Origin of the sequence: Gordonia sp. NPDC057258, assembly GCF_042668985.1 — a bacterium.
GTDB classification, from domain to species: domain Bacteria; phylum Actinomycetota; class Actinomycetes; order Mycobacteriales; family Mycobacteriaceae; genus Gordonia; species Gordonia hongkongensis.
On record NZ_JBHUXZ010000003.1, the window covers coordinates 144233 to 161279 of the forward strand.

General features: G+C 67.7%; 19 protein-coding genes. 12 read left to right on the forward strand and 7 right to left on the reverse strand.

Annotated elements, in window-relative coordinates; translation table 11 throughout:
- Window positions 1-33: 33 nt before the first annotated feature.
- The 5 genes from ACFUEJ_RS03935 (at window position 34) to ACFUEJ_RS03955 (ending at window position 5211) form a co-directional block, all read left to right on the forward strand.
- Entirely contained in the window at window positions 34-357 is a 324-nt protein-coding gene (locus ACFUEJ_RS03935) for a helix-turn-helix transcriptional regulator (RefSeq protein WP_058251583.1), read from the forward strand.
- Window positions 354-968: a hypothetical protein gene (locus ACFUEJ_RS03940; protein ID WP_065630774.1), complete on the forward strand. Its 615-nt coding sequence runs from the start codon at window positions 354-356 to the stop codon at window positions 966-968. The genes ACFUEJ_RS03935 and ACFUEJ_RS03940 overlap by 4 nt, the downstream gene beginning before the upstream one ends.
- The gene (locus tag ACFUEJ_RS03945; protein ID WP_265968818.1) at window positions 965-1861 is read left to right on the forward strand and encodes an ABC transporter ATP-binding protein; all 897 of its coding nucleotides are present in this window, start codon (window positions 965-967) and stop codon (window positions 1859-1861) included. The genes ACFUEJ_RS03940 and ACFUEJ_RS03945 overlap by 4 nt, the downstream gene beginning before the upstream one ends.
- On the forward strand, window positions 1858-3087 hold the full coding sequence (locus tag ACFUEJ_RS03950) for an ABC transporter permease (protein ID WP_265968817.1): 1230 nt from the start codon (window positions 1858-1860) through the stop codon (window positions 3085-3087). Before ACFUEJ_RS03945 ends, ACFUEJ_RS03950 begins: the two co-directional genes overlap by 4 nt.
- A 408-nt stretch (window positions 3088-3495) precedes the next feature.
- Window positions 3496-5211 (forward strand): DUF222 domain-containing protein, encoded by a 1716-nt coding sequence (locus ACFUEJ_RS03955; protein WP_388027777.1) that lies wholly within the window; start codon window positions 3496-3498, stop codon window positions 5209-5211.
- 22 nt (window positions 5212-5233) lie between these two features.
- Here the strand turns inward: ACFUEJ_RS03955 and ACFUEJ_RS03960 are convergent, their stop codons facing one another.
- The 4 genes from ACFUEJ_RS03960 to ACFUEJ_RS03975 form a co-directional block, all read right to left on the reverse strand.
- Complete coding sequence (locus ACFUEJ_RS03960; RefSeq protein WP_065630816.1) at window positions 5234-6568, reverse strand: deoxyribodipyrimidine photo-lyase; 1335 nt, start codon at window positions 6566-6568, stop codon at window positions 5234-5236.
- A gap of 14 nt (window positions 6569-6582) precedes the next feature.
- The gene (locus tag ACFUEJ_RS03965; RefSeq protein WP_205334261.1) at window positions 6583-6951 is read right to left on the reverse strand and encodes an FKBP-type peptidyl-prolyl cis-trans isomerase; all 369 of its coding nucleotides are present in this window, start codon (window positions 6949-6951) and stop codon (window positions 6583-6585) included.
- 56 nt (window positions 6952-7007) lie between these two features.
- Window positions 7008-8330 carry a citrate synthase gene (locus tag ACFUEJ_RS03970; RefSeq protein WP_078113443.1) on the reverse strand — a complete coding sequence of 441 codons (1323 nt, stop codon included), beginning with the start codon at window positions 8328-8330 and terminating at the stop codon, window positions 7008-7010.
- A gap of 61 nt (window positions 8331-8391) precedes the next feature.
- Window positions 8392-9342, reverse strand: a complete 951-nt coding sequence (locus ACFUEJ_RS03975; protein ID WP_159370292.1) for a carbohydrate kinase — start codon at window positions 9340-9342, stop codon at window positions 8392-8394.
- Window positions 9343-9467: 125 nt separating this feature from the next.
- On the opposite strand from ACFUEJ_RS03975, the gene ACFUEJ_RS03980 reads away from it, so the two are divergent.
- The 6 genes from ACFUEJ_RS03980 to ACFUEJ_RS04005 all read left to right on the forward strand — a co-directional run bounded on the left by ACFUEJ_RS03980 (window position 9468) and on the right by ACFUEJ_RS04005 (window position 13182).
- The gene (locus ACFUEJ_RS03980; RefSeq protein WP_068970281.1) at window positions 9468-10133 is read left to right on the forward strand and encodes an allophanate hydrolase subunit 1; all 666 of its coding nucleotides are present in this window, start codon (window positions 9468-9470) and stop codon (window positions 10131-10133) included.
- Window positions 10130-11002: a biotin-dependent carboxyltransferase family protein gene (locus tag ACFUEJ_RS03985; protein ID WP_388027678.1), complete on the forward strand. Its 873-nt coding sequence runs from the start codon at window positions 10130-10132 to the stop codon at window positions 11000-11002. Before ACFUEJ_RS03980 ends, ACFUEJ_RS03985 begins: the two co-directional genes overlap by 4 nt.
- Window positions 11003-11074: 72 nt before the next feature.
- Window positions 11075-11470 carry a phage holin family protein gene (locus ACFUEJ_RS03990; protein ID WP_035718303.1) on the forward strand — a complete coding sequence of 132 codons (396 nt, stop codon included), beginning with the start codon at window positions 11075-11077 and terminating at the stop codon, window positions 11468-11470.
- Window positions 11471-11728, forward strand: a complete 258-nt coding sequence (locus tag ACFUEJ_RS03995; protein ID WP_065630768.1) for a DUF3618 domain-containing protein — start codon at window positions 11471-11473, stop codon at window positions 11726-11728.
- A 65-nt stretch (window positions 11729-11793) separates the two neighbouring features.
- Window positions 11794-12063 (forward strand): DUF4235 domain-containing protein, encoded by a 270-nt coding sequence (locus tag ACFUEJ_RS04000; RefSeq protein ID WP_058251595.1) that lies wholly within the window; start codon window positions 11794-11796, stop codon window positions 12061-12063.
- A 54-nt stretch (window positions 12064-12117) separates the two neighbouring features.
- Entirely contained in the window at window positions 12118-13182 is a 1065-nt protein-coding gene (locus ACFUEJ_RS04005) for an oxygenase MpaB family protein (RefSeq protein ID WP_159370291.1), read from the forward strand.
- Window positions 13183-13197: 15 nt separating this feature from the next.
- Here the strand turns inward: ACFUEJ_RS04005 and ACFUEJ_RS04010 are convergent, their stop codons facing one another.
- Together ACFUEJ_RS04010 and ACFUEJ_RS04015 are read right to left on the reverse strand one after the other, a co-directional pair.
- Complete coding sequence (locus ACFUEJ_RS04010) at window positions 13198-14271, reverse strand: isopenicillin N synthase family dioxygenase (RefSeq protein ID WP_388027682.1); 1074 nt, start codon at window positions 14269-14271, stop codon at window positions 13198-13200.
- 44 nt (window positions 14272-14315) lie between these two features.
- Complete coding sequence (locus ACFUEJ_RS04015) at window positions 14316-15584, reverse strand: MFS transporter (protein WP_065630765.1); 1269 nt, start codon at window positions 15582-15584, stop codon at window positions 14316-14318.
- A 158-nt stretch (window positions 15585-15742) separates the two neighbouring features.
- On the opposite strand from ACFUEJ_RS04015, the gene ACFUEJ_RS04020 reads away from it, so the two are divergent.
- Window positions 15743-16189 (forward strand): hypothetical protein, encoded by a 447-nt coding sequence (locus ACFUEJ_RS04020; RefSeq protein ID WP_137810790.1) that lies wholly within the window; start codon window positions 15743-15745, stop codon window positions 16187-16189.
- A 25-nt stretch (window positions 16190-16214) separates the two neighbouring features.
- On the opposite strand, the gene pdxH is transcribed toward ACFUEJ_RS04020, so the two are convergent.
- Window positions 16215-16910 (reverse strand): pyridoxamine 5'-phosphate oxidase, encoded by a 696-nt coding sequence (gene pdxH, locus ACFUEJ_RS04025; protein WP_374612790.1) that lies wholly within the window; start codon window positions 16908-16910, stop codon window positions 16215-16217.
- Window positions 16911-17047 lie beyond the last annotated feature (137 nt).

Genomic DNA, 17047 nt, shown 5'->3' on the forward strand with positions numbered 1-17047 from the left:
ACAAGGTGTTGTGTTTTCACAACACTGAGTCAGGTGAGTCCAATACGCCGTGGGGAAAAGCTCCCCATCTACAACCGCATCGGCGTGCTGCGGGCGGAGCGTCGGATGTCGCGGGCCGAACTCGCCGCAGTCGTCGGCATCAACGTCCAATCGGTGGGCGCACTCGAGCGCGGCGACAACTACCCCAGCCTCGACCTGGCGTTCCGCATCTGCGACGTCTTCGATTTACCGGTGGAGGCGGTGTTCAGCCGGCACGAGTTCGAGGCGATGTCGTCGGCGCTGTACCGGCGCCAATCGTCGCCCCGTCAAGAACTGCACCCAGCCACCCACACCGACGAGTCCGGAGGTGAACGATGAACGACCCCAATTCGGCCATCCCCGAGGAGGCCACACCCGCCCTCTGGCGCCGCTACGAGGAGTGGCGGGGCCGCCGGCACCAGGAGTTCAACGACAAGAACGCACACCGCCTCACCTCGTGGCGCACCCGGCGAACCTATCGACGACTCGTGCTCGTGCAGGCGTTCTTCGCCATCCTGCTGATCCTCAGCTCGATTCTCGCGTTCTTCGACACCGGTATCTTTCTGGTGCCCTTCCTGATCGGACTCGCCGGCATCATCACGACCCTGTACCTGACGCGGATCGTCACCGGGTCGATCGCCGACACGCCGGTCACCGCTCTCGATGAGATCCAGGTGGCGCAACGCAATTCGGCGCGTTCCATCGGTTTCACCGTTCTGTACAGCCTGATGTTCATCCCGTACGCGGTGCTGGTCGTCCTCAGTTTCGACGACCAGGTGTCCGGCCAGGCGGTCTACGGATCGGCCATCCTGCTCATCACGCTCGTCCTGGCCGCGATCTGCGTTCCGACCATGCTCACCGCCTGGTGGATGGCCGATCCCGATCCCGAGGACTTCGCGTCATCGACATCCGACCCGACCACCATCCCCAGTGAGGAGAGTGCGCAATGACCGCACCACTGATCGTCGACGGGCTCCACAAACGCTATGGAGACCTCATCGCGCTGCGCGACATGACCTTTTCCGTCGACCCGGGTGAGATCTTCGGGTTCGTCGGCAGCAACGGCGCCGGCAAGTCCACCACCATGCGCATCATCCTCGGCGTGCTGGCCGCCGATGCCGGCGAGGTTCGCCTGGGCACACAGCCCATCGACCTCGACCTGCGTCGACGGATCGGGTACATGCCCGAGGAGCGCGGTCTGTACCCCAAGATGAAGGTCGGCGAACAGCTCACCTTTCTCGCCCGGCTGCACGGGATGTCGGCGGCCGAGGCGCAGGATTCCGTACAACGCTGGACCGACCGCCTCGGTGTGGGCGCCCGCTACGACGACAACGTCGCCGACCTGAGCCTCGGCAACCAGCAGCGGGTCCAGCTCGCCGCCGCCCTGGTCCACGACCCCAGCGTCCTGGTGCTCGACGAGCCGTTCTCCGGCCTGGACCCCGTCGCCGTCGACGTGATGAGCGATGTGCTCAAAGAGAAGGCAGCCGAGGGCATCCCGGTGATCTTCTCCTCGCACCAACTCGACCTCGTGCAGCGGCTCTGCAACCGTGTCGGCATCATCGCGCGCGGTGAGATGCGCGCCCTCGGCACGGTCGACGACCTGCGTGCGCGCGAGGGCATCACCCTCGAGATCACCGGGCCGCGTGCCGATGTCGCGTGGGCCGACTCCCTGCCCGGTGTCCGCGGCGTCGACTACGGCGAGACGACCCGCCTGCTGATCGACCCTGAGATCGCCGACGATCAGCTGATCCTGGCGACCGCCCTCCAGAACGGGCCGGTGCACCGGTTCGCGACCTCGACCCCGTCCCTGACCGACCTGTTCCGAGAGGTGGTTTCCGCATGACCACGCTACCCGACACCCCGGTGTCCACCACCGGTTCTGATCCGAGAGCATCTGCCGCACAGGCGATCCGGCTCGTCGCCGGCCGTGAGATCACCACGCGCGCCAAGACGAAGTCCTTCGTCGTCAGTACCGCGCTGCTCATGATCGTGATCGTCGCCGGTTCCATCATCATCAACCTGTTCTCCGGCGGCGACGACGTCGAGAAGGTCGCCGTCGTGGGTCAGCCGGCCGCCGTCACCGAATCCATCGTCTCCGTCGGTGAGGCCTCCGGCACGACGATCGCCACCGAGCCGGCCGACACCGTCGAACAGGCACGCGATCGGGTCAACAGCGGCGACGTGAAGGCCGCGCTGGTGCCCGGAGAGACGCCGGGATCATATGTGATCATCACCAAGGACAGCCTCGAACCGGCTGTGGAGGGCCCGATCCGCACCGCGGTGTCGCAGGCGAATCTCTCTGCGGCACTGGCCGAACGCGGTGTCGATGCCGCCACCCTGCCGACCGTGGACATCTCGGTCTCGCAGACCGAACCGGACAACCCCGACGAGGGACAGCGCCTGCTCATCGCGATGGTCGGCGTGGTGCTGCTCGTCACCGCGATCATGATGGGCGGCACGATGGTCGCCGTCGGCGTCGTCGAGGAGAAGACATCGCGCGTCGTGGAACTGCTCCTGGCGACCATCAAGCCGCTGCATCTGCTGTGGGGCAAGATCATCGGCATCGGTGTGGTCGCCCTCGGGCAGGTGGTGCTGCTCGGTGCCACCGCGCTGATCGCGGGCACCGCGACCGGAATCCTCACCCTTCCGGGCGCCGCCATCGGGATGTTCGCGGCGGTGATCGCCTGGTTCCTGCTCGGCTTCCTGTTCTTCTCCTCGCTCTACGCGGCAACCGGGGCCATCGTCTCCCGGCAGGAGGAGCTGAACTCGTCGTCCGCGCCGCTGACATTCCTCGCGGTGGCGGTGCTGTACTCCGGCATCTTCGGTGTGCAGGCGATGGATTCGACGTTGATCGAGGTGCTCAGCTGGATACCGCCGTTCAGCGCGGCGCTCATGCCGATGCGCATCGCGACCGGCGACACCGATGCCGTCCAGATCATCGTCACCTTCGGCCTGATGGGCGCCGCCTGTGCTGCGGCCACCTGGATCGCCGCGCGGATCTACCAGCGGTCCATCCTGCGCACCGGCTCGCGGATCGGCTGGGGCGAGGTACTCAAGCTCGCCCGCTGAGCCTGAGGAGCGAGCTTGCGAGCGTCACCCTCCGACCCCTGAGCTGAGGAGCGAGCTTGTGAGCGTCACGAAGGGTCCTGTTGCGATGCGTGGCAGGACCCTTCGCCGCGCCCTCCGCTGGTTGAGCCGGCAACGAGCCGCTAGGCGAGTCGCCCACCCCCGCTGGTTGAGCCGGCAACGAGCCGCTAGGCGAGTCGCCGTGTCGAAACCACCTGGCGACCCGACGATCTCAACCGGCGCCAGCCCGGACGGCACCATACCGCAACGCCCAGAGACCATTTCGTCTACGACGACGTCGTCTGCTGTGGAGACTCACCCGGGTTTGTCGGTGGTCGGGTTTACATTGTTCGTATCAGATCACCCAGCTCGGGGCGGGTGGCAGAGTAGGCGTCGGGGGGCGTTGTGCGGGTGTGGACCGATCTACCGGGCGAGTTCGTCGCCGGGGTCGATCCTGCCCACACGGCCGAGACCGACATGGTCATGTTGATGGCCGGCCTCGACGCCACCCGGCGCGGCGAGTCCTACCTCGCCTGGCACCGCTATCAGACGATCGCGGCGATGACCGACCGCCTGATCACCACCAGCGCGTCCGGGTTCGTCATGGACGGCCAGGCTGACTGCGCGGCCCGCATCGCCCGCCAAGCCGGGGTGTCCCGCCGGCATGCCGAGACCCTGATCGACGAGGCCATCGCACTACGGGATCGGCTCCCCGAGGTAGCGGACACGCTGCGTGACGGGGTCTTGTCGCAGTGGCAGATCCGGTTGGTCATCTCCCGCACCGAACTGATCCCCACCGATGACCCGATCACCCCCGCGTTGGATGCCGAGATCGCCGACACGGTGCGCCGCCGCACAGGTGTGTGGGATCGGGCCCGCCTGCGCGACATGGTCGACCGCCTGGTCTTCCGCCACGACCCCGACGCGGTACGCCAACGCCGCAAAGACGCCATGGACCAACGTGGGGTATGGACCCACGAACTGCCCGACGGCACCGCCGAACTCACCGCCGTCATGTCAGCGGAAAACGTGCGGATCTCGGCCAAAGCCGTCGCCATCCTCGCCGACTCCGTCTGCAAACGAGACGGCCGCACCCAAGGGATACGACGATCCGATGCGATGTTCGCCCTGCTGACCCGCACGCCATTCGAGTGCCAATGCGACGACAACGAGCAGGAGTGCACCGCCGACATCCCCGACCCGCAAAGCGTCCTCGACGCCGTCCGCGCCGAAGTCGTGATCCATGTCGTCACCGACGCCGCCACCCTCGCCGGAGCACCCGGGGTCGGATTCCTCGACGAACACGGCATCATCAGCGACGAACACGTCCGTGACCTCGCCGCCCGCCCCGACGCCACCCTCACCCCGGTCACCCCCGCCCGCACCCAACCCACCTACGTCGCCGACACCGCCGATACCGCCGATACCGCCGACGATGCAGCACAGCGAACTGCCCATCGCCCCGCGCCGGCTAACACAGTCGAGTCGACTGTCCACGGCGGCACTGATGTCGAGGCAGCCGAACCCGGTGATGTCGGCGGGACCGGTGGCCTCGCCTCGGGCGTAGCAGTGGTGTATCCGGCCACCCATCCCGGCAACGGGTACCGGCCCACCACGTCGTGTGCTGATTTCGTGCGAGTGCGGGACGGCTACTGCACCGAACCCGGCTGCACCCGTTCAGCATTCGCGTGCGATCTCGACCACGTCACCGAATACGACCACACCGACCCCGCCCGCGGTGGGGCGACGTCGAGTGAGAACCTCAACGCCAAATGCCGACCTAGTCACCTGTTCAAAACCCACGGGGACTGGGTCGATGTGCAATACCGCGACGACGACGGACGCCTGGTCACCGAATACGAGACCCCCGAAGGGGTCACCCTGCCCGGCGACGCCGAAACCCTCGAAGACACCTTCCCGAACCTGCGGCGTATCCGGTTCGACCAACCCGCCCAAGCCCCACCCACCCCGCGGGTGATCACCACCGACAACCCAGAGCGCACACACAGCCGACTGGACGCCAAACTGGCCCGCCGGCGACAAGAACGCGCCCGCAACAAGAAACGACGCGAGGCCGAACTCGAAGCCGACCGTCGCGACTTCCTCGAGAACCCGCCACCATTCTGACGGACTCGTCCTCTGAGATCAGCTAGATCTGGCCGAAACGGCGGAGCGCTTCCTCACGCTCGGCCTTGTGATCGACCATCGGCTCGGGATAGTCGTCGGCTTCGACGTCACCGACCCAGCGTCGGACGTACTCGCCGTCGGGATCGAACTTCTTGGCCTGCGCCTCGGGGTTGAACACCCGGAAGTACGGCGCCGCATCGGTTCCCGTACCGGCGGCCCACTGCCAGCCGTGGTTGTTCGACGCCATGTCACCGTCGATGAGCTGCTCGAGGAACCATTCCGCTCCCCACCACCACGGCAGGTGCAGGTCCTTGACGAGGAAGGACGCGGTCACCATGCGCACCCGATTGTGCATGTACCCGGTCTCCGCGAGCTGACGCATCCCGGCGTCGACGAGCGGAAAACCGGTACGCCCTGCCTTCCATGCGTCGAAACGCTCGTAGGCCTTCTTGTCGGTGTCGAGGTCGATGCCGTCGAACTGTCGATTCCAGTTGTGCCACAAGCTATGTGGCCAGTGGAACAGCACGTCGGCGTAGAAGTCGCGGAAGGCGAGTTCGCGTAGATACGCTTGCGGCCCCCTCGAGGCTCCGTCGCTGCGCTCCTTCGCACCTCGGGGAGCAGAACCAGACTTGCCGAGATCGGCGGCCATCGTGCGGGGATGGATGTTGCCGTACTTGAGATACGCCGACATCCGGCTGGTGCTGTCACCCGCGGGATCGTTGCGGCCGGAGTCGTAGTCGGCGAGACCGTCGTCGACGTACTCGGCCCACCGCTCGAGCGCCGCGTCCTCACCGGCGGGCAACGACAACCCGGTCGGCGACTTCGGTATCTTGATGCGCCCGGTCTTCGTCAGCTCGGACGGATCGACGATCTTCTTCGCAGGCACCGACGAGTCGGCGGGCGCACGCCAGCCGTGGTCACGCCACCGCTTGAAGTACGGGGTGAAGACCTTGTACGGCTCGCCGTCGTCTTTGGTGACACGACCGGGTGAGACGAGGTACGGCGACCCGGTGGCCACGAGCTCGATGTCGCCGAGCGCGTCGGCGACGGCCTCGTCGCGTCGGCGGCCGAACGGGGCGAAGTCCTCGGAGATGTGCACCCGTTCGGCGTCGACCGCCCGGGCCAGCTTCGGGATCTCGACCTCGGGTCGGCCCCGCACGACGAGCAGCTTGCCGTCGAGCTTGTCGTCCAGTTCCCGCAGGGAGTCGAACAGGAACGCGAGCCGCCGCTCGCCCGCGGACTTCTCCAGCCGCGGGTCCACCACGAAGCACACGAGGACCGACGAATCGGTCCTCGAGGCGGCCGCGGCGAGCGGCGGGAGGTCACTCAGGCGTAGATCGCGCCTGAGCCAGACCAGTTCGGTGGCGGACGTCAGCCCACTCCGAGCAGGTCGATGACGAACACGAGGGTCCGTCCCGAGAGACGGTGTCCGGCACCGGCCGAGCCGTAGGCCAGCTCGGGCGGAACCGTCAGCTGGCGGCGTCCGCCGACCTTCATCCCGGGGATGCCTTCCTGCCAGCCCGGGATCAACCGGTCCAGCGGGAAGTTGGCCGACTGGCCGCGATCCCACGACGAATCGAACTCTTCGCCCGTCTCGTAGTCGACCCCGACGTAGTGGACGTCGACGATGCCGCCGCGAGCGGCTTCCTCGCCCTCGCCGACGATGAGGTCGGAGATGGTGAGGTCGGTCGGCGGGGGTCCCGCCTGGAACTCGACCACTGGCTTCTCGGTGCTGGTCACTGGACTCTCCTTTGAGTCGGGTGTTCGGCGGTCAGGCGGTGCGTCGGAACGGTCGCTCAGCGATCGCCCATCTGCACGTAGTCGCGTTCGGTGTAGCCGGTGTAGAGCTGACGCGGACGGCCGATCTTGGTGGTCGGGTCCTCGTGCATCTCGCGCCAGTGCGCGATCCATCCCGGCAGGCGTCCCAGCGCGAACAGCACGGTGAACATGCGCGTCGGGAAGCCCATCGCACGGTAGATGACACCGGTGTAGAAATCCACGTTCGGGTACAGCTTGCGCTCGATGAAGTAGTCGTCGTTGAGGGCGACCTCTTCGAGACCCTTGGCGATGTCGAGCAGGTCGTCCTGCACGCCAAGCGATTCCAGGATCGTGTCGGCGGTCTTCTTCACGATGGCGGCGCGCGGGTCGTAGTTCTTGTAGACGCGGTGACCGAAGCCCATCAGCTTGACGCCGGCCTCCTTGTTCTTCACCCGCTTCATGAAGTCCTTGGTGTCGCCACCGTCGGCCCGGATGTCGTCGAGCATCTCGAGCACGGCCTGGTTGGCGCCGCCGTGCAGCGGGCCCCAGAGCGCGTTGATGCCGCCGGAGATCGACGTGAACAGGTTGGCCTGCGACGAGCCCACCAGGCGGACGGTCGAGGTGGAACAGTTCTGCTCGTGATCGGCATGCAGGATGAACAGCATGTCGAGGGCCTTGGCGACCTCGGGGTTGACCTCGTAGGGCTCCGCGGGGAAGCCGAAGGTCATCCGCAGGAAGTTCTCGACGAGGCTCAGCGAGTTGTCGGGATACAGGAACGGCTGTCCCGCCGACTTCTTGTACGCGTACGCCGCGATGGTCGGCAGCTTCGCGAGGAGGCGGATCGTCGACAGCTCGACCTGCTCGTCGTCCTTGGGATCGAGCGAGTCCTGGTAGTAGGCCGACAGAGCGTTGACCGCGCTCGAGAGCACCGGCATCGGGTGAGCGTTGCGGGGGAATCCGTCGAAGAAGCGCTTGAGGTCCTCGTGCAGGAGGGTGTGGCGCTGGATCTTGGTGGTGAAGTCCTCGAGCTGCGACGGAGTCGGGAGCTCCCCGTAGATGAGCAGGTAGCTCACCTCGATGAAGGTCGACTTCTCGGCCAGCTGGTCGATCGGGATTCCGCGGTAGCGCAGGATGCCGGCGTCACCGTCGATGTAGGTGATGGCCGACTTGGTCGACGCGGTGTTCACGAAGCCACCGTCGAAGGTGGTCAGATTGGTCTCGGCCAGGAATTTGCCGAGCGCGACCGAGTCGGTGCCCTCGGTGGCCTTCAGGATCGGGAGCTCCAGCTGTCCACCGGGGTAGGTGAAGGTCGCTGAGGCCGTGTCGGACGCCTGGTCGGCTGGGACTGTTTCAGCAGACACACGAACCCCTTATTCAGATCAGAGATTTTTACAGTGACCGGGTAGGACACACAGGTACAACCTAGTCGCTTCTCAGCTCGCCCGCCCACGGAGGGTCGGCGCCGGGCCTCGAGACCGTCACCGCAGCCACGTGAGCTGCGAATTCAGCCGCTTCCCGCCACTGCTGGAGGGTCAGGGATCGCACTGCTCCGGGCGTGAGTCGACCACGCCGGTCCAGGTGATTGACGAGGCCCCCGAGCACGCTGTCCCCGGCGCCGATCGTGTCGACGACATCGACGGCCGGAGCCGGTGCGGTCACCTCACCGGCCGCGGTGCGAACGGTGATGCCCGCGGCTCCCGCTGTGGTGACCACCGCGGCGACGCCGTCGGCCAGCCAGTCTGTCGTCGAACTCCCCGCGGACCCCTTGTTGAGCCAGGCCGCGTCCTCGTCGGACAGTTTGACCACGTCCACCGACGACATCCAGCTCCGGAAGCGCCGTCGATAGGCCTCGGGGTCGGCGATGACCGCGGGCCGGATGTTCGGGTCCAGCACCACGACTCGGCCCTCGGCCCGGCATCTGCGCATCAGGTTCTCGTACACGGTGGCACCGGGTTCCAGGACCAGCGAGAGGGTCCCGAAGGTCACCGCCGCGACGGTCGGCGGCAGTGCGCCGGGATCGTCGATCGCGCGATCTGCCGTGCCCTCCACGTAGAAGGAGTAGTGCGCCGAACCGTCGTCGGCGATGGTCGCCAGGGCCAACGAGGTGGGCTCGTCACGACGCTGGACCAACGCGGTTCCCACGCCGGCGGCCCGGAGTGCGTCGAGGACCGCATCGCCGTAGGTGTCGGTGGACACCGCGGACAGCAGTGAGACCGCACTCCCCAACCGTCCCAGCGTGATTGCCACATTGAACGGGCCACCACCGAGGGCGGGCTGCAACGGCGCCAGACCGCCGGCGGTCGTGTCGTGCCGGCCACCGCCCTGCTGTACGACATCGACGAGCGCCTCACCGCAGACGACGATCTCTCTCACTGTCTCTCCTCACGTTCCGCGTCGGCCATCCCGCGCCCGTCCTCTCCGAGTCTGCCACCGGACGCAGTCCCCTCCGCCCGAGTTCAATCGGTGGGACACCGTGTCGCGCGGGGTAAGTTCGTTGGATGCACGAGCTGCCGGCGGGCCCCGATGCGGTGGTCCTCGACTTCTCGGCCGACGACTCCCCGTCGGCCGCGGTACTCAGCGCGGTCGCGGCGCTCCGCGAAGCGATCCGGGGTGGTGAACTCCCCGAGGTCACCGACCTCGTGCCCAGCGCGCACACCGTCCTGGTCCAGGCCCGTCCCGGCCGCGGGCTGGACGAACTCGGTGTCCGCCGGGCGCTCCGGCGTCGGAAGCGCGCGGGCGATCCCGACATCCACAGCACCGACGAGATCGTCATCCCGGTCGTCTACGACGGTGCCGACCTCCCGGATGTCGCTGCGGCACTGGAGATGACGACCGACGAGGTGATCGGGCTGCACTGTCGCACCCGATGGCGCGTCCAGTTCATGGGCTTCGCACCGGGTTTCGGGTATCTCGTCGCCGACGACGAGGCAGCGCATCCGTTCGACGCCGTCGGCCGACGCCGGGAGGCCCGCACGAATGTTCCGGAGGGGTCGGTCGCGATTGCCGCCGGGTACAGCGCGGTGTACCCGAGGTCGAGTCCCGGCGGTTGGCAGTTGCTGGGCCGCACCGATGTTCGGCTGTGGGATGCCGGTGCCGATCCCCCCGCCCGGCTCGCTGCGGGCCGGGTGGTCCGCTTCGTCGACGCCGGACGCGACGGCACATGACCGCGCTGACTGTTCTCGCGACGGGACCCCTCGCGACTGTTCAGGACCACGGCCGACCGGGCTACGCCGATCTCGGTGTCCCCGGTTCCGGCGGTGCTGATCGTGGGGCCCTCGCGCTGGCCAATCGCCTTGTGGGCAACGCGGAGTGGGCGGCAGTCGTCGAGACGACGCTGGGCGGGTTCCGGGCACGCGTCGACGCCGACGCCCTGGTCGCGGTCACCGGGGCGGATACCGTGGTGCGCCACAACGGGGTCCCCGCGGGGCTCGCCGCGGCACTGGTGCTGCGCGCCGGTGACGAGCTGGCCCTCGACACCCCCGGTTGGGGGTTGCGCAACTACATCGCCGTGCGGGGTGGGATCGACGTCGAGCCCGTACTGGGTTCCCGGGCGACCGATACGCTGTCCGGGCTCGGACCGCCACCTCTCGGCACGGACGACCGTCTGCCCGTGGGCCATGCGGCGAGCGATTGGCCCACCGCGTTGTCCGCCCCCGCAGACCGCGACCACCCTCGTGTCGTCGTGCTGGAGTGCCACGAGGGTCCGCGGGCCGGGCATCTCGAGTCGCCGTCCGATCTGTTCGTCGGAACGTGGCTGGTCGGGTCCGACAGCAACCGGGTCGGGGTGCGGATCGACCGCGCGGAGGGGTCGGCGCAGCCGCTCCTCGCCCATCGCGCCGGCGCCGCCGAGCTCCGCTCGGAGGGGATCGCCCACGGGTCGGTCCAGGTCCCGCCCAGCGGCCGTCCGGTGATCTTCCTCGCCGATCACCCGGTCACCGGCGGCTACCCCGTGGTGGCGGTCCTCGCCGCGGGCGCGGTGGACCTGGCCGCGCAGCTTGTACCCGGATCGGAGATCCGATTTCGTCGGTGCTGATCGCGCGGACACGATGTTTCGCCTTCGACCGCCGCGGGAACGCATACGAGCGTCCCGATAGGAGGTACGAGCGTGAGTGATCCGTCTGTGAACGACTTGTCGACCGTGCAACTCGTCGAACGTCTGCAACAGCAGACGACGACCCTGGTGAAGACCGAACTGCAGCACGCCGTCGCGGAGATGAAGGGTAAGGGCACCCGCATCGGGGTGGGTGCGGGGATTTCCGGCGCGGGCACACTGCTGGTGTTGTTCGGCCTCGGCACGCTGGTCGCGGCGGCCGTGCTCGGACTGGCGAACGCCGTGCCGGCGTGGCTGGCAGCGGTGATCGTCGGCGTCGTGCTGCTGGTCATCGGCGGGGCCGCCGCGGCGATCGGCGCCAAGCGCGCCAAATCCGCTGTGCCCCCGGCACCGGAGCGAACCGTCGAGAGTGTCCAGCGTGACGTGGCGACTGTGAAGGAGCACCTGTAGATGAGTGAGACACATCCCGACCAGAATCCGACCGACGATCCGCCGCCGATCGAACAACAGCGGGAGGAGCTGGCCGAGACGGTCGACGCTCTCGCGGCCAAGCTGGATGTCCCGGCACGGGTGAACGAGGCGGCGTCGAAAACCGCGCATACCGCGCAGGTGAAGGCCCAGGAGAACCAGACCGTGTTGATCGGTGCGGCCGTCGCCGCGGTGGTGGCGCTGGGCGCGTTCATCGTGATCCGCCGCCGTCGTCGCTGACCGGCCGTCGTCGCTGAGAGGCCGCCGTCGGGCGGTTGTAGTCGAGCCAAGAGCAAGGAGCTGTCATGAGTGCCGTATCGAAGGCGATGTACAAACCGATGTCCCTCGCGACCAGCGTGCTCGGCGGTATCGCCGCGGGCGCGGTGTTCGGGCAGATCTGGAAGCGGATCTCCGACGACGAGTCGGCGCCCGATCCCAAGGATCTCGAGCGCAGCAACACAGAGGTTCTCGTGGCCGCCGCGCTGCAAGGACTCGTGTTCGGTCTCGTTCGCGCCGCCGTCGACCGCGCCGGAGCGCGCGGGTACCGGGCGGTGACCCACGAGAATCCGGAGTGACTCTCGGTAGACCTCGGTTGACACCCGAGTGAGACGAACCTATCGTTTCGTCTCATGGCCGAGGTTCTGCACGCTTCCCAGGACACCTGTCCCGTCGACGCCGCGTCGGCCGAGGCCACCTGCCCGGCCGGCGCGGCGTCGTCGGCGACACACGGGTACGAACCCCTTGGCCCGGATTCGCTGACCTGGCAGATCTGGGGGACCTGGACGGGGATGTTCCAGGGCTTGTGGGCCGGGTCGATCCAGAACATGCATCCCAAGCTGGGTGCGGCGGTGTGGGACCATTCGGACTTCTTCGGCGAACGGTGGCAGCGCCTGATGCGCTCCCTGTATCCGATCAGCGGCGTCGTCTTCGATTCCGTCATCCCGGGTGCCCGGACGGGGGAAGAGGTGCGCGACTACCACCTCGCCGTCAAGGGCACCATGGAGGACGGGTCCCGCTATCACGCATTGGATCCCGACGTCTTCTACTGGGCCCACGCCACGTTCTGGTACGGCAACGTCCGACTGTGCGAACGCTTCGGACCCTTCCTCACCGAGGACCAGAAGCGGCAGCTCTTCGAGGAGTCCAAAGCCTGGTACGCCCAGTACGGCGTCTCGATGCGTCCCGTCCCGGAGACCTACGAGGACTTCCTGGAGTATTGGGACCAGATGTGCCGCAACGTGCTTCGTGATCACGTATCGGTCCGCACGGTCCTCGACATCACCCAGCTGCCGCCCCCGCCGTTCCTGAGCTTCATCCCGACGTGGCTGTGGGACCGGTACCTGGTGCCGCAGAACCAGAAACTGTTCATGTGGCTGACCACCGGGTTCTACGACGAGCCGATCCGCGAGATCCTCGGGCTCGAGTGGACCGACAAGGACGAACGTCTATTCCGTCTGGTGGGTCAGGGCATCAACCTCGTGATGCACAAGCTCCTACCCAAGCGGGCGCTGCGCCACCCCCGACCGCGCGATGCGTGGGATCGCGTGCACGGCAAGGTCGCCGTGGATGCACCGATCGTGCACACGCCGACGCGCAATCTCCCGCCGCAGAGCGAGCGCGGCAACCCGATGCACTATTGCCCGGTGACCGCGGCACGGCGGGCGTCGTACCCGGGTGTGCTCACCGCGGACTGACATACGCCCGAACGACTACTGCTGCCCCTGGCTTCGGCGCATCGCCTGCCGGACACGTCCGGCCTCCCGAGGGGCGTGCGGGTTCGGACGGCCCGCTCGGGAGCCGGCGAGCTTCGCACCGATGTGTTCGCCCACGGTGATCGGCGAATAGCGGCTGCCCGCCCCCACGCACGACGGCAGGGTCGAGATCATCGCGTCGAGGTTGCCGTCGTGGAAATAGGCAGCCGAACGACGCCGCTCCACCGTTCCGTCGACGACGGGCGGCTTCACCCGGTGCAAGGTGGACATCCACCGCTCGTTGGTCCAGCGCGCCATCAGATCACCCAGGTTGATCAGCAACGCGCCGTCGGCGGGACTCACGTCGTGCCAGTCACCGTGCTGGTCGAGAACTTGCAGACCCTTGACCTGGTCGGCCCACAACACGGTCACGATGCCGTAGTCGGTGTGCTCCCCCATGCCGGTGAGGTCGCCGTCCAGCTCGATCTCACCGGGCGGCAGCGCATAGTTGTTCATCCGGAGCACGTCGAGCGAATGGTCGGTGAATCCCTCGAAGAAGTCGGCGGGTAGGTCGAGGGCATCGGCGAAGATCCTGGTGAGCGTGTGAGCGACGCGTCGTGCCTCGTTGAAGTACGCCGACACCGCCGCCTGGAAATGCTCGACGGCCGGCCACGTGTTCGTCGCGTAGTGGTCGGCGGGTAGATCGAGTTCCGGGTACTGCGTCGCCTCCACGCCGACGTTGAAGGCCTCGAAGAAGTCGTTCATGCGTGCCGCGGACTCGACCCCCAGCGACAACGACAGGGATTCCGACTTCGGGGGGGCGTATCCCCGATTGATCTCCGGCGGCGTGCGGTAGGTCTTCTTCAGCTCCAGTGGCAGCGCGAAGAAGACGTCCATGGCGGCGGTGAACTCGTCGATGACGGCGGCGGGGATCTCGTGCCCGACGACCTGGATGAAGCCGACCGAACTCGCCGCGTCGTCGAACCTGGCCGCCACCACGGCCCGATCGGCCGGGTCACCGTTCCGCGTGTACGGCGAGATGTCGATGAGCGGTACGTCGAATCCGGTGGTGGCGGCGGTCATGGCGTCCATGGTGGCACCGATCGCGAAACCGCGCTGGTCGGCGGAACCCGTTCTCAGGTGCGCTGACCGGCGCGGTAGTGCACGAAGGCGGGGATCAGCAACGCCGCGATGATGGTCGCGACGACGACCGCGATACCGCCGAACGCGGTCGCGGCGGCGACCCCGATCGAGGCGGCCGCGGCGCCGTGGGCGACGTCGGCGATCCGGGGCCCGCCGGCGACCACGACGATGAACACGCCCTGGAGTCGGCCGCGGACCTCGTCGGTCGCGGCGGTGAGCAGGATCGACTGCCGGAACGCCGCCGACGCCATGTCGGCCGCACCGCCGATCATCAGCAACACCACCGCGACGAGGAGCATCGGCATGGCTGTGCCGTCGGCGAACGACACCGCGATCCCGGTTCCGGTGATCGCCAGACCCCAGATGATGATGCACACGATGACCGCCAGGCCCTGGCGCTGCACGCGGGCGACCCAGCCCGAGAAGATCCCACCGACGACGGCTCCCGCGGAGATCGCCGTGAACAGCAGGGCGAAGGCGATGCCGCCGCCCTCGGGGCCGCCGAAGTTCTCGTGGGCCATCTGCGGGAAGAGCGCCCGCGGCATGCCGAAGATCATGGCGATCAGGTCGACCAGGAACGACGCCAGGAGGATCTTGTGCCCGGCGAGATACCGCAGCCCTTCGAGGACCGAACGCAGGCCGGCCACCTTGGGCGCGGCATCGCTCTCCGGCCGCAGCGACGGCAGCATCGCGACGGCGATGAGCGTCGGCAGCAGGAAGATCGTGTCCACGAAATACAACAGCGAATAGCCGAGGACGGGGATCAGGGCGCCGCCGACGAGTGGCCCGGCGATGGCGCCGGCCTGCATGACCGTCATGTTCAGCGACAGCGCGGCGGGCAGGTCCTTGGCGTCGAGCAGCCGCGGTAGCACCGCCGTCCGCGTCGGCTGGTTCACGGCGAAGAACGCCTGCTGAACGGCGAAGAGCACCAACACGATCCACACGTTCTGCCCACCCGCCGCGGCCTGCGCCCAGAACAGGGCGCTGCAGACGATGAGGCCGACGGTCGTGATGATGAGCAGGGTCCGGCGGTCGACGACGTCGGCCAGCGCCCCACCCCAGAGCCCGAACACGACGAGCGGCACCAGGCCGAAGACACCGGTCAGTCCGACGTAGGCAGAGCTACCGGTGACCTCGTAGATCTGGGCCGGCACCGCGACCACACTCAACTGCGCGCCGATGACGGTGACGATGTTCGCCAGCCACAGTCGCCGGAAGTACTGGTTGCGCAGCGGCGCGGTGTCGGCGAGGAGGCGGGGCATTTCCATGATGCTAGGACCGCCCGCCGACGTCCGGCCACGCAGGCACTCCACAAGGCCGCCTGTGGACAGTGCCGTCGCGTGGTCGCTGCCCTCCGCTATGGTCATTCCGCCCGAGGCGCACCTTGCACCTTGGTCGGGGCTCGGAGAAGGGGATGCACATGGGTGTTCGACGCTGGATGACGGTGGTGACGGTCGCGGTGGCCGTCGTACTCGGCCTCGCGGTTCCGGGGACGGCACAGGCCGGTCCGCGGTATCCGACGGCCGGCGATCGCATCACGGTGCAGGTCGCGTCGGATCAGCAGAGCGCGTACGGCTTCTGGTGGGTCGACGGTCACAACCGGATGTCACCTCGCGGGGGCCGCGTGGGCATGAGCCTGCGCGACTACGATCCGAAGACCCGGTTGTGGTCGACCACAACCACTTTCACCTCGCACAAGCAGCGACAGCAGACAGCCGCGAACATCACGTCGTGGGGCGGTTATGCCCGCTGCACGATCTGGGTGAACGGCGTACGCGTCGCGCACCATGTGTACCGGGCACCGATCTTCGCCCAGGCGCAGTGCGGTATCGCCAGACTCGACCCGAACCGCCTCGACTACCGCTGACGGCCCGCAGAACGGGTGTCGACGCTCAGGGCTGCAGCCGTTCGGCCCGCCAGGAGTGATCGACGTGGGTCAGCCGAACCCGGTTGTGCAGGCGGTTCGCTCGCCCCTGCCAGAACTCGACCTCGACCGGGACGATGCGGTACCCACCCCAATCGGACGGGACCGGGACCTCGGCACCCTCGTCGAACCCGCCGTAGGCCTCGGCGAGTTCGGCGGCCTTCTGCTCGAGTTCGACGCGGCTGCCGATGGGCCGTGATTGCTCGGACGCGGCCGCCGAGAGCTGCGACCCGCGGGGTCGAAGCTCCCAGTACGCCTGGATCTCCAGGGCGCTGACGTGTTCGACCGGTCCGCGGAAGTGCACCTGCCGTTCCAGCGCGATCCAGGGAAACGTCACCGAGGCATACGGATTCGCGGCCAGGTGTCGGCCTTTGTCGGAGTCGTACCCGGTGAAGAAGACAACGCCGTTCGCGTCGACCCCCTTGCACAGGACGGTGCGGGTCGACGGCCTGCCCTCGGCGTCGGCGGTGCCGAGGACCATCGCGTTGGGCTCGGCGATCCGAGCGTCGACGGCTTCGCGGAGCCAGACGTGGAAGAGATCGAGCCACGGCGGGTCGCCGCGCAGCCAGCTCGGGTCGAGGTTCTCGCGGATGCCGTCGGCACCGGCGGCGCGGTCGCCCTCGCCGATGTTCGGTGGGATGCCGCCGCCGTATCCGACGCGCATGTTCGGCAGGTCGATGGGGTCGCGCGACTCGTCCAGCACTTTCCTGACGCTACTCCGACCGTGCTCGTTACTCCGGGGTACACGCGGGGCGTCGTGCTGATCTACAGTTCGTCGTGGATTGCATCCTCGTGGATGCA

What these genes read in the sequence shown, in the direction of transcription:
- ACFUEJ_RS03945 (WP_265968818.1), top strand. Translation starts at nt 965, where the DNA reads ATGACCGCACCACTGATCGTCGACGGGCTCCACAAACGCTATGGAGAC.
- ACFUEJ_RS03950 (WP_265968817.1), top strand. Translation starts at nt 1,858, where the DNA reads ATGACCACGCTACCCGACACCCCGGTGTCCACCACCGGTTCTGATCCG.
- ACFUEJ_RS04010 (WP_388027682.1), bottom strand. Translation starts at nt 14,271, where the DNA reads ATGGACGCCATGACCGCCGCCACCACCGGATTCGACGTACCGCTCATC.
- ACFUEJ_RS03980 (WP_068970281.1), top strand. Translation starts at nt 9,468, where the DNA reads ATGCACGAGCTGCCGGCGGGCCCCGATGCGGTGGTCCTCGACTTCTCG.
- ACFUEJ_RS03940 (WP_065630774.1), top strand. Translation starts at nt 354, where the DNA reads ATGAACGACCCCAATTCGGCCATCCCCGAGGAGGCCACACCCGCCCTC.
- ACFUEJ_RS04005 (WP_159370291.1), top strand. Translation starts at nt 12,118, where the DNA reads ATGGCCGAGGTTCTGCACGCTTCCCAGGACACCTGTCCCGTCGACGCC.
- ACFUEJ_RS04000 (WP_058251595.1), top strand. Translation starts at nt 11,794, where the DNA reads ATGAGTGCCGTATCGAAGGCGATGTACAAACCGATGTCCCTCGCGACC.
- ACFUEJ_RS03985 (WP_388027678.1), top strand. Translation starts at nt 10,130, where the DNA reads ATGACCGCGCTGACTGTTCTCGCGACGGGACCCCTCGCGACTGTTCAG.
- ACFUEJ_RS03995 (WP_065630768.1), top strand. Translation starts at nt 11,471, where the DNA reads ATGAGTGAGACACATCCCGACCAGAATCCGACCGACGATCCGCCGCCG.
- ACFUEJ_RS04015 (WP_065630765.1), bottom strand. Translation starts at nt 15,584, where the DNA reads ATGCCCCGCCTCCTCGCCGACACCGCGCCGCTGCGCAACCAGTACTTC.
- ACFUEJ_RS04020 (WP_137810790.1), top strand. Translation starts at nt 15,743, where the DNA reads ATGGGTGTTCGACGCTGGATGACGGTGGTGACGGTCGCGGTGGCCGTC.
- pdxH (WP_374612790.1), bottom strand. Translation starts at nt 16,910, where the DNA reads ATGCGCGTCGGATACGGCGGCGGCATCCCACCGAACATCGGCGAGGGC.